Origin of the sequence: Salinicola halimionae, assembly GCF_003206065.1 — a bacterium.
In the GTDB taxonomy this organism is placed as follows: domain Bacteria; phylum Pseudomonadota; class Gammaproteobacteria; order Pseudomonadales; family Halomonadaceae; genus Salinicola; species Salinicola halimionae.
The window spans coordinates 115,782-126,497 of sequence record NZ_PZJQ01000004.1 but is presented as its reverse complement, the minus strand read 5'-3'; the positions used below and the strand labels follow the sequence as shown (position 1 = coordinate 126,497).

Annotated in this window: 8 protein-coding genes; 3 read left to right on the top strand and 5 right to left on the bottom strand. The window is 61.3% G+C overall.

Going from position 1 to position 10,716, the window contains the following annotated elements; genetic code table 11:
* Positions 1 to 161 precede the first annotated feature (161 nt).
* From cra to DOM27_RS06515, 3 genes are all read left to right on the top strand, one after another.
* Positions 162 to 1,145, top strand: a complete 984-nt coding sequence (gene cra / locus DOM27_RS06525) for a catabolite repressor/activator (protein ID WP_110655261.1) — start codon at positions 162 to 164, stop codon at positions 1,143 to 1,145.
* Between the two features lie 138 nt (positions 1,146 to 1,283).
* Positions 1,284 to 3,248, top strand: coding sequence for an alkaline phosphatase D family protein (locus DOM27_RS06520; RefSeq protein ID WP_110655260.1), 1,965 nt, complete (start codon positions 1,284 to 1,286; stop codon positions 3,246 to 3,248).
* Positions 3,245 to 3,706, top strand: coding sequence for a GNAT family N-acetyltransferase (locus DOM27_RS06515; RefSeq protein ID WP_223162301.1), 462 nt, complete (start codon positions 3,245 to 3,247; stop codon positions 3,704 to 3,706). Before DOM27_RS06520 ends, DOM27_RS06515 begins: the two co-directional genes overlap by 4 nt.
* An 80-nt stretch (positions 3,707 to 3,786) precedes the next feature.
* Here DOM27_RS06515 and DOM27_RS06510 read toward each other — a convergent pair whose 3' ends face one another.
* From DOM27_RS06510 to DOM27_RS06490, 5 genes are all read right to left on the bottom strand, one after another.
* Entirely contained in the window at positions 3,787 to 5,376 is a 1,590-nt protein-coding gene (locus tag DOM27_RS06510; protein ID WP_110655259.1) for a SulP family inorganic anion transporter, read from the bottom strand.
* A gap of 68 nt (positions 5,377 to 5,444) precedes the next feature.
* The gene (locus tag DOM27_RS06505; RefSeq protein ID WP_110655258.1) at positions 5,445 to 6,104 is read right to left on the bottom strand and encodes a carbonic anhydrase; all 660 of its coding nucleotides are present in this window, start codon (positions 6,102 to 6,104) and stop codon (positions 5,445 to 5,447) included.
* A 535-nt stretch (positions 6,105 to 6,639) separates the two neighbouring features.
* Positions 6,640 to 7,440: an MOSC domain-containing protein gene (locus tag DOM27_RS06500; RefSeq protein ID WP_110655257.1), complete on the bottom strand. Its 801-nt coding sequence runs from the start codon at positions 7,438 to 7,440 to the stop codon at positions 6,640 to 6,642.
* 42 nt (positions 7,441 to 7,482) lie between these two features.
* A complete protein-coding gene (locus DOM27_RS06495) occupies positions 7,483 to 8,028 on the bottom strand; it encodes a DUF4385 family protein (RefSeq protein ID WP_245392622.1) in 546 nt (181 codons plus the stop codon).
* 23 nt (positions 8,029 to 8,051) lie between these two features.
* A complete protein-coding gene (locus DOM27_RS06490) occupies positions 8,052 to 10,652 on the bottom strand; it encodes a TRAP transporter permease (RefSeq protein WP_110656362.1) in 2,601 nt (866 codons plus the stop codon).
* Between the last annotated feature and the right edge of the window lie 64 nt (positions 10,653 to 10,716).

Here is a 10,716-nt window from a genome sequence, read left to right as displayed (position 1 = left end):
CCGCAGCTCTTCGCGCAGACCTTGGCCAAAGCTCTTCGTCGCGGACCAGCTCGGATATCGTCGACCGTAAAAATCAGGCTGGGCCGGAAAAGCCCGACGCGGTATCGTTCCAAGCCGTGCGGATGCGTCACCGTCGATCATGAACGTTGCAGGAGTCTTGCATGAAGCTTGCCGATATCGCCCGTCTGGCCGGTGTTTCTCGCACCACCGCGAGCTACGTACTCAACGGCCAGGCCAGGACGCGCCGCATCAGCGAAGCCACGGTGGCACGGGTGCTGGCGATCGCCAACGCCCATGACTACCGAATCGATGCCCAGGCGGCGGCGCTGCGCGGGGGCGACAGCCGTACGTTGGGCCTGATCGTGCCGGATCTGGAAAACGGCAGCTACGCGCGCCTGGCCAAACGGCTCGAGCACGGCGCGCGCCAGCAGGGCTATCAATTGCTGATCGCCGGCTCCGACGACGATCCCCAGAGCGAGCGCGACGTCGCAAAGTCGCTGCGCGCCCAGCGCTGCGATGTACTGCTGGTCGCCAGCAGTCTGAGTCCCCAGGACCCCTTCTATGCCGATTTATTGGCCCAGGGGCTGCCCATCATCGCCATCGATCGCCCGCTGGACCCCGAGCGTTTCGTCAATATCGTGACCAACGGTCGCGCCGCCGGCGAGATGCTGACACGCTCGGTGCTGGCCGCCGGTGTGTCGGACGTGGTGTGGCTGGACGCGGTGCCGGATCTGTCGATCAGCGCCGAGCGTCGACGGGGTTTTCTGGATGCCTTGCGCGACGAGCCAAAGTATCACCCGCGCTGCTTCAGCGGCGAACGCTACGATCGTGACAGCGGCGCTGCGCTGATGCGTCGATTGCAGAGCGATGGCGGTTTGCCGGACGCCATCGTCACCGCTTCCTATACGCTGATGGATGGGCTGCTCGATGTATTGCTCGAGCATGGAGCGCCGCCGGCCAAACTGCATCTGGCGACTTTCGGCGACGACCGCCTGCTCGATTTCCTGCCGTGCAAGGTCAACTCGCTCCCTCAGGATCACGATCGTGTCGCCGAACAGGCGTTGACGAGAGCCATGCAGGCGGCCAGAGGGCAGTACACGCCGGGGCTGGACGTGATCGATAGGACACTCAAGCGCCGGCGTTGAATGCCTGCACGGCGATCGTCCTCGAGGAGTATGTGGGTGAAAGCCGCGACTCAAGTATGCTTAAGCTCTGCCTGAAACCGGCGAGCACCGCCATTTTCAGCCAGCGCGCAGTCCACAGACGCTTTCAGGAACGATACCTTGTCAGACGACCTCCCCGACATCCTGGCCGGGCCGATACTCCGCCGCGCCGCGCCGCAGCGACTGGTGTTATGGTTGGCCGCATCACGCCCGCTCGAATTCCAACTGACACTGATCACCGATGACGTTGCTCGGCCCCATGACCTGGAGGCGGCGACGACCCGCATCGCGGTCGGCACCCACGCTCACCTGCACCTGATCGATCTGCAACTGGACGATGCCCTGCCCCAGGACGCGATCATCGCCTACGATCTTGCTTATCGCCTGAGTTCCGAACGGGAGAGCACCGGGTGCGAAAGTGCCGAACGGGAGAATGCCGAAAAGGAAAGTGTCGACTGGCGCTCGATGAAAGACTGGGGCGAGTCGCTGTTCTACGACGATGAGCCACTGCCGACGCTGGTGTTGCGTTCGCGTTACGACAATTTGCTCCATGGCTCCTGCCGCAAACCGCATCATCCCGGTCAGGACGGCCTGGCACGTGCCGACCGCTGGCTGAGCGAGCGCCACGCTGACCACGACGCCCGTCCGGCAGCGTTATTGATGACCGGCGATCAGATCTACGCCGACGACGTTGCCGGGCCGATGCTGGCCGCCATTCATGCGCTGATCGCCCGCCTCGGGCTTTACGACGAATGTCTGGAAGGCACGGATATCGCCAGCGGCAGCGAGCTCTATGCCCGCGACGAGACATACTACCAACGAGATGAATTGCTGCCGGCCATTCGCTCCACCGAGGCGCTACGCGAAAAATTCTTCGGCGGCGTTCGCAAGCCGATCTTCACCACCGCCAGCGCGGAAAATCATCTGATCACCTTCGCTGAGCTGCTGGCGATGTATCTGCTGGTGTGGTCGCCGACACCGTGGCGGCTGCTGACGGTGGAAATGCCGGAACTCACTCCGGAGGAGCGGGACCGTTATGGAGACCAGCAGCCACAAATCGACGCTTTCGTCGCCGAACTGCCGAGCGTGGCGCGGCTGCTAGCTCATCTGCCCACGCTGATGATCTTTGACGATCACGACGTCACCGACGACTGGAATCTGTCCGCCGCCTGGGAAGCCGCGGTCCACGAGCATCCGTTTTCGCGTCGGATCGTGGGTAACGCGCTAATCGCTTACCTGTTATGTCAGGGATGGGGCAACGATCCCGACGGCTTGACCGAACCATTGAATGCCAGCCGCGAGTGGCTCGACTCGGCCGGCGACGACGGCCGGCTCGACTGTCAGGCGCACAATCAACTCGTGACCCGACTGCTCCGCTTTACCGGCTGGAGCTATACCCTCGACTCGACGCCTCGACTGGTGGTGCTGGATACACGTACCCGACGCTGGCGCAGCGAACGCCATCGCCATCATCCCTCGGGTCTGATGGACTGGGAGGCATTAAGTGAATTCCAGCAGGCGCTGCTCGAAGAGCCGTCGGTGATCATCGTTTCTCCGGCCCCGGTCTTCGGGGTCAAGCTGATCGAGGGCATCCAGCGCCTGTTCACCTGGTTCGGCAAGCCACTGCTGGTCGATGCGGAGAACTGGATGGCCCACCCCGGTGCGGCACACACCATGCTCAATATTCTGCGCCATAGCCGCACACCGCAGCGCTACGTGATTCTCTCCGGCGACGTCCACTACTCCTTCGTCTACGCGATCACCATTCGCCAGCGACGCAACAGTCCCCGGATGTGGCAGATCACCAGCAGCGGGCTCAAGAACACCTTCCCCGATACCTTGCTCGACTGGTTCGATCGGCTCAACCGCTGGCTATACGCGCCCTGGTCACCGCTCAACTGGCTCACCAAGCGACGGCGCATGGCGGTGGTCCCCTATTATCCCGAACGTGCGTCGAAAGGTGAGCGACTGTGGAACCGCGCCGGGATCGGCCAGGTCCTGCTCGATGATCACGGCGCGCCACGCGAGGTAATGCAGCTGGGTGCCGACGACTGTGACACCCGTTTCCGCGAGGCCAGCCGATGAGCATGATCCGCCTGGCCCAGAACCAAGACCTGACGGCGGTCGAGGCACTGGTTACCGCCGCCTACGATCATTACGTCGCCCGCATCGGCAGGATGCCTGGACCAATGCGCGATATCGATGAGGGCCGCTATGCGCGCCATATCGAGGCCGGCTATATCAATCTACTGCAGGATCACGACGAGATCGTTGGCTTGATGGTGCTGATTCCCAAGCCAGACACGCTGCTGCTGGACAACGTGGCGGTCTCTCCCGCTGCACAGGGCCGAGGCTACGGCAGGATGCTGATGCAGGCGGCAGAAGCCCGCGCTCGCGAGCATGGATTCGACGACATCACGCTCTACACCCAGGAGCTGATGCACGAGAACCTGGCGATCTATCGGCGCTACGGCTATGTCGAGACCCATCGCGCCGAAGAGTTCGGTCTCAAGCGGGTCTATCTGCGCAAATCGCTGGTCTGAAGCGCCGTCACCTGGCAACGCCAACCGCTGCGTCCTGAGGGAACGCGGCGGTTAGCATTCAGCTCGTCTTCAGGCCTCGTTCAGACGGCGCGGGCGATCCCCGAGGGTCCGACGTCGCCGAACGTACCAGTGGTTCCTTCGACGTCACGTAGCTCGACCACGATCCCCCTTGCCGAGGCGTTGTCGACGAAGCGGTCGATGTCCTCGCGGATGTCCGGATCGATGTAGTTGGCGCCGATGGCGTCGATGATCAGCTCACCGTCGTCCGGCACGACATCGAGACACTGGCGCATCTCTTCCCGGTTGAGAAACGAGACGTCCTGCTGGAACTTGAGCAGCATGTGGTCGCCACGGCGGGTACAGGCAATCGCGGAACGGTAACCCGATTGCAGCAGGAAATAGAGACTGCACACCAACCCGACCAGCACGCCCATCAGCAAATCGGTCGCCAGAATCGTGATCACCGTGACGGTGAACGGGATGAAGCGACGCATACCCTCGCGATATTGATCGATGAACAGCCCCGGCTTGGCCAGTTTGTAGCCGGTATGCAGCAGGATCGCCGCCAGGGTCGCCAACGGAATCAACTCCAGCCACATCGCCAGAAACGCCACGCTGACCAGTAGCAGACTGCCGTGAATCAAACTCGACAGGCGTGTACGGCCGCCCGCGTTGGCATTGGCGGAGCTGCGCACGATCACCGCCGTGACCGGCAGCGCGCCGACCAGCCCGCAGATCATGTTGCCGACACCCTGCGCCTTGAGTTCTCGGTGCGGCGGCGAGTGGCGTTTGAGCGGATCGAGCTTGTCGATCGCCTCCAGACTCAGCAGGGTCTCGAGGCTGGCGATGATGGCGATGGTGATGGCGACCGTATAGACCGCCGGATTGGCTAGCGCGCCGATGTCGGGATGGGTCATCTGCCCGATCAGTTCCGCCGGGCCGGACAGGCCGCCAAGATCGATATGATGCCCGGCACTCAGAGCCCAGCCAGGCATCGCACCGCCGACCAGACGGTCGATGGCGATGCTGCCGAGCACCACCAGCAGCGGGCCGGGAATTAGCGCCAACGCACGATGACGCTTGATCATCGGCTGCTCCCACAACACCAGCAGCCCCAGACTGAACAGCGCGATCACGGTCGCCAGCGGCGAAATATCACTGAACAACGCTACCGGATCGGTGATCGCCGGCATGTCGTCCAGTGGATGCCCCAGTGCCATCGGGAACTGCCCCAGCACCAAAATCAAACCGATCCCCGCCAGCATGCCCTTGATAACCGAAGTCGGCACGAAGGCACCGATCCGGCCCAACTTGAAGACGCCCATCAGAAGCTGCAGTACGCCGGCCAGTATTACTGCGATCAGGAAAGCGGCAAAACTTCCAAGTTGCTCGATCGCATCCAGCACGATCACCGTCAGCCCAGCAGCGGGGCCACTGACGCTGAGCGACGAGCCGCTGAACATCGTTACCACCAGCCCACCGACCATACCGGCGACCAGTCCGGCGATGGGCGGCGCGCCGGAGGCCAGAGCGATCCCCAGGCAGAGCGGGATCGCCACCAGAAAGACGACGATCCCGGCGGGAATATCCCGGGAAAGATGCCGAAAGGAGAAGGTATCGGGCTTGTCGTGGAGCGCCGACGCGGCTTGTGTCTGTGTCGATGTCGTCATTGTCGTATTCTCGGATCCATGAGTCTCAGCGTAAAAAGCGTGACTTGTTTCTTATCGAGGGCAGGCTCTTAGCCGGCTGCCGCACGCTGCCAGCTCTGCTCGGCAAGTTCACCCTGCGCCCCACCGACCTCATGAAGACACACTTCGTCCAGATGCCCGCTCGCCAGATCGTAGACCCAGCCGTGCAGGCTCGGCGCATGACGCGCTTCCCAGCTGTCCTTGACCAGTTTCATCTCCGAGAGCCGTTCGACCTGTGCGATCACGTTGAGCTCGACCACGTGATCGACCTTTTCACTCAACCGTGAAAATCGCTCGAGCTCGACCCCATGATCGGCAACCAGACGCTTGACCTGCCCGAGATGCTTGTCGACATAAGGCAGTGCCTGCAGCGCGTCGCCGCCGCTCACGGCCGCCTGGATGCCGCCGCAGCCACGGTGCCCGCAGACGATGATGTGATCCACCTTCAACGCACTGATCGCGTACTCGAGCACGCTCGAGACGTTGGCATCGTCCTCATGCACCAGATTGGCAATATTGCGATGGATGAAGAGTTCTCCGGGTTTGGCGTTGCAGATCTGTTCCGCCGGCACTCGGCTATCGCAGCAGCCGATCCACAACGCCGATGGCGATTGCCCCTGGTGGAGCCGCTGAAAGACCTCCGGGTCGGAAGCTTTCATGTCGTCGGCCCAGGCCCGATTCTCGAGTAGCAGGCGGTCGAAAAATTGCATATCCAGCACTCCCGTACGGTAACGATCGATGAGCCTTGTCTGTGAGCGACCGGAAATATCAGTCGGTTTCGACACAAGGTTCTGATGAGTTCCACCTGGCCTATCGAGGGGTAGAAATCGGGCATGAGACGAAAGGCGCAGGCTTCGCTATAAGTCGTAAGGCGAGGGGCCAGGATCGGGCAAGCAAAAATCGCTTTGCTGGCTGCAAATTTTGTAAGGCTACGTGATTGAATGTTGATTCAGGAAAAACCGAGGTGGCCACGAAATCACGAGCTGATCGTGTTTGAGCGGCAGCTACCGACTGTCAAGAAACGTAATAACCGGGCGCTCCGACAATCGTCGGCTGTGGAGATGAACCCTGCATGACAGCAGGGTTCATAAGGACAAGGCGGACACGGGACACATCAAAAATTTAATAACATCTAATGTAACAGAACGCACGACAACCTTGCGTGAAGATGAACCGTTTTGCAGTAGGCCATTACCCGTCCGGGCGTGAACGTTACCCACGGATAACGTTCATCGACGGTTCATTTCAGCGCGCGAATTCCAGCACCTCGATCGGGTCGTCGAGGCCGATCTCTCCGCTATTTTCCGCGACGAGGTTCTGACCAAAATAGACCTTGCCTTTCTCACCCCGGCGATAGCCCGCCAACGTCTTGAGCGGCTCCTTGTCGATCCGCTTTTCACCACGCGCCGGATCGACCGTCACCATGGCGCAGCGTGCGCAGGGGGCGTCGACGCGAAAGGTCACCTCACCGACACGAATGCGCTTCCACCCATCCTCAGCGTAGGGCTCGGTGCCGGCCGCAACGAGGTTGGGCCGAAACTGCGCCATCACGTGGGTGCCATCGGTACGCACATTGAGATCTTCCAGCGACGCCTCGGAGATCAGCAACAGCGGATAACCATCGGCAAAGCTCACCCGAACGCCGATCGACTCACGGTAGCGCGGTGATCGATCGCCCAGCCATAGCAGCCGCGCGGGTTCTCCGGCAGCCTCGCTGAACCACTCGTCGAGAGAGTCGTGCGTCGTGGTTGCCGTGAAGGGGTCGGCCCACACCTGGGTGTCGAAGGGCTGTCCCGAAAACTCTTGCCGAGCCACGTCCACCGGCGGCAGCGTGCCGTGGGTCACGGTCAGGCGCTCGCCATCGAATTGCGCACGTACGAGCTGAAGCCCGGGATGCGTGCGCGCCGTGAGGAAGGTCCCGTCGGGCTTGACCACCATGAAGCGGCGATCGCCGACCAGTCCCTCTTCTTCGACCCGCGCGCGTTGCAGCGATGAGCCAGCGGTGGATTTGATCGGATAACGATGAATGGCAGCAAGCGTTGGCACGAAAGACTCCTGTCGAAAAGTGATGGCTCGAATCCAATGGAATTAGCGTTTGGCGGATCTCAGCCGACGCTGATACTCACGCTTGGCGTTCTGATAAACCTCGTCGTCGCGCACACGATCCAGACTCTCGCGGTAAAGCTCGGCTATGTGTGCCTTTTCGGCATCGGCATTCCTGGGCTGACGCGCACGACCGTCAGCATCCTTCTTGCGCCCGCCCGGATAGCGCGCATAGCGTCGCGCACGGGTGTAACCCATCTGAAGATACTTGCGCGCCATGTCCATGCCTGCGAAATCGTCTTGTCGACGATAGTCGAGGTAGCGATCGTGAATATCGGTAATGGCCTGCTTGGCGTCAGCCTCGTTGCGAATCGCCCACAGCGGAAGCAGTTCGTCCTTGTAGGGCTGCACATGAAAGACGCCACGCTCGCCGTGGCCGATCCGGTAGCACTCGGGGTGTTGGCGATAGTCGATGGACGCATCGGGGAAGCTCACGATCACCTCGTTCATGTTGACGATAAAACGATGCAATGACACCCAGTCGATCAAGGCGGACAAAAAAACGGTCGCCTCCCGGGAGACGACCGTCATGTTGCCATGCCCGCAATCCTGCGTCAGGCGGCCGCGACCTGTTCCGGCTTGCTGGCTTTTGGTTCACGCCGGCGCCGCTGGAGCAAGACGACCAATCCGAACAGGATCAGTGCCGGAATCCACATCAGCTCTTTCGGCATCTGAGACGTGGGGATGCGCACCGACACGATCTGCTGATCGAAGTCGAAGCCCAGCTTTTCTGCCTGACTATCGAAATCGGTCATGTCGACCAGCACCTTGCCGTCTTCCTGCATCAGATGCAGACCCAGGCTTTGTAGCCGCTCGGCACCGGTATCGCCTTCGGTCGCCGGCACCTGGACCACGAAACTGGTCGGCGCGCCGTAAGCATCGAGTCCGTCGATACGCGTCATCAGATGGCCTTCAGGCCCGATCTCACCCAGTGCCTGTTCGAACTGCGCCGGCGGCACCTCTTCGTAGGGTGCATCGACCATGTCCATCCAGAAACCGGGGCGGAACAGCGTGAAAGCGATCAACAACAGCAGCAGACTCTCATACCAGCGACTCTTCACCAGCATGAAACCCTGCGTCGCGGCCGCGAAGATCAGCATCGCCGCCGTCGCCACGATGAAGATGATGACACCGTGGAGCCAATCGACGTTGATCAGCAACAGGTCGGTATTGAAGATGAACAGGAAGGGCAACGCCGCGGTACGTAGACTGTAGTAGAACGCCTGAAAGCCGGTACGGATCGGATCCGCACCGGAAATCGCCGCCGCCGCAAACGACGCCAGCCCCACCGGCGGTGTCACGTCGGCCATGATGCCGAAGTAGAACACGAACAGGTGAACGGCGATCAGCGGCACGATCAGGCCATTCTGCTCGCCCAATTGGACGATGACCGGGGCCAGCAGTGCCGACACCACGATGTAGTTGGCGGTTGTCGGCAAACCCATGCCCAGGATCAGGCTGAGCACGCCCGTCAGCAGCAGCATCAGCAGCAGATTGCCCATCGACAGCGTTTCGACCAGATCCGCCAGCACCAGGCCGACGCCGGTCTGCGCTACCGCGCCCACGATGATCCCCGCGGTGGCCGTGGCAATACCGATGCCAATCATGTTGCGAGCGCCATCGATCAGACCTTCCAACAGGTCCTTACCACCGAGCTTGATGTCATTGGCCAGGTCGCTCTGACCACGGAAGAAGGCGTCGATCGGCCGCTGCGTCAGAATGATGAAAATCATGAAGGCGGTGGCCCAGAACGCCGACAGGCCGGGCGACAGACGCTCCACCATTAGACACCATACCAGCACGACAACCGGCAGAATGTAGTGCAGCCCCACCATCACGGTGGGCTTGGTCCGCGGCAGCGTGGTGATTTCAGAATTGGGATCGTCGATTTCCAGCGGCGGATAGTTCGAGCCCAGCTTGATCAAACCGACGTAGACGGCGGCCAGCATCAGAGCAATCACCCACGGGGCCGCCTCGCCCAACGCCGGCTGAAGCCAGCCGAGGCCGTAGTAGACGACGGCGGATACGAGCATCAAACCGACCAACCCGGTCAGGAATCCCAGAATCTTGCGCATCCAGGGACGAACCGGATTGCTGCTCTGCAGGCCTTTCATGCCGGCTTTCATCGCCTCCAGATGAACGATGTAGAGCAGTGCGATATAGGAAATTACCGCCGGTAGAAAGGCGTGCTTGATTACCTCGAGATAGGAGATGCCCACATACTCGACCATCAGGAACGCCGCAGCCCCCATGACGGGCGGCATGATCTGCCCGTTGACGGAAGAGGACACTTCCACCGCGCCGGCCTTGGTGGCACTGAAACCGACACGTTTCATCATCGGAATGGTGAAAGTACCGGTGGTCACGGTATTGGCAATCGAAGAGCCGGAGATCAAGCCGGTCAGACCGGACGCCACCACCGCCGCCTTGGCCGGACCACCGCGATAGTGGCCCAGCAGAGAAAACGCGACCTTGATGAAGTAGTTGCCCGCTCCGGCCTTGTCGAGCAGCGCACCGAACAGCACGAACAGGAACACGAAACTGGTGGACACTCCCAGCGCGATCCCGAAGACACCCTGCGTGGTCAGCCACTGGTGATTGACCAGTCCGTAGAAGCTCACCCCGCGGTGAGCCAGAATGCCTGGCATGTAGGGCCCGGCGAGGGAGTAGATCAGAAAGATCAAGGCAATGATCATCAGCGGCGGGCCGAGCGCGCGACGCGTCGCTTCGAGCAGCAGCACGATCCCGATGACGCCGACAATCACATCCTGCAGGATCGGGGCGCCGGGGCGCTGTGACAGCTGCGCGTAGAAAAAATAGAGATAGGAGGCGCAAAACGCCGCCACGATCGCCATGACCCAGTCGAGGATCGGCAGACGTTCGCGCGGAGAGCCCTTGAAAGCCGGATAGGCCATGAAGGCAAGAAAGACGGCAAATGCAAGATGGATGGAGCGCGCCTCGGTGGCGCTGAAAACGCCGAACCCGACCATGAAAGGTAACGGCGAGGCGATCCAGAGCTGAAACAGTGACCAGATTGCCGCCACACTCAGCAGGATGCGGTTCGGTGTTCCGGTCAGCTTGCGACCACCGGTATCGGTCGCAGCCAGTTCGTCCAGCTTGGCCTGATCGGGGCCGGAAGTCTTGTTGTCGGTCATGAGCAGATCCTGACTTGGCAGCCGATAGGCGAAAGGATATCGAAACGACATCATTTCGCGCTTG

Excerpts from the sequence above, each read along its gene's own strand:
- cra (WP_110655261.1), top strand. The coding sequence starts at position 162 with ATGAAGCTTGCCGATATCGCCCGTCTGGCCGGTGTTTCTCGCACCACC.
- DOM27_RS06515 (WP_223162301.1), top strand. The coding sequence starts at position 3,245 with ATGAGCATGATCCGCCTGGCCCAGAACCAAGACCTGACGGCGGTCGAG.
- DOM27_RS06510 (WP_110655259.1), bottom strand. The coding sequence starts at position 5,376 with ATGACGACATCGACACAGACACAAGCCGCGTCGGCGCTCCACGACAAG.
- DOM27_RS06505 (WP_110655258.1), bottom strand. The coding sequence starts at position 6,104 with ATGCAATTTTTCGACCGCCTGCTACTCGAGAATCGGGCCTGGGCCGAC.
- DOM27_RS06495 (WP_245392622.1), bottom strand. The coding sequence starts at position 8,028 with ATGACGGTCGTCTCCCGGGAGGCGACCGTTTTTTTGTCCGCCTTGATC.
- DOM27_RS06490 (WP_110656362.1), bottom strand. The coding sequence starts at position 10,652 with ATGACCGACAACAAGACTTCCGGCCCCGATCAGGCCAAGCTGGACGAA.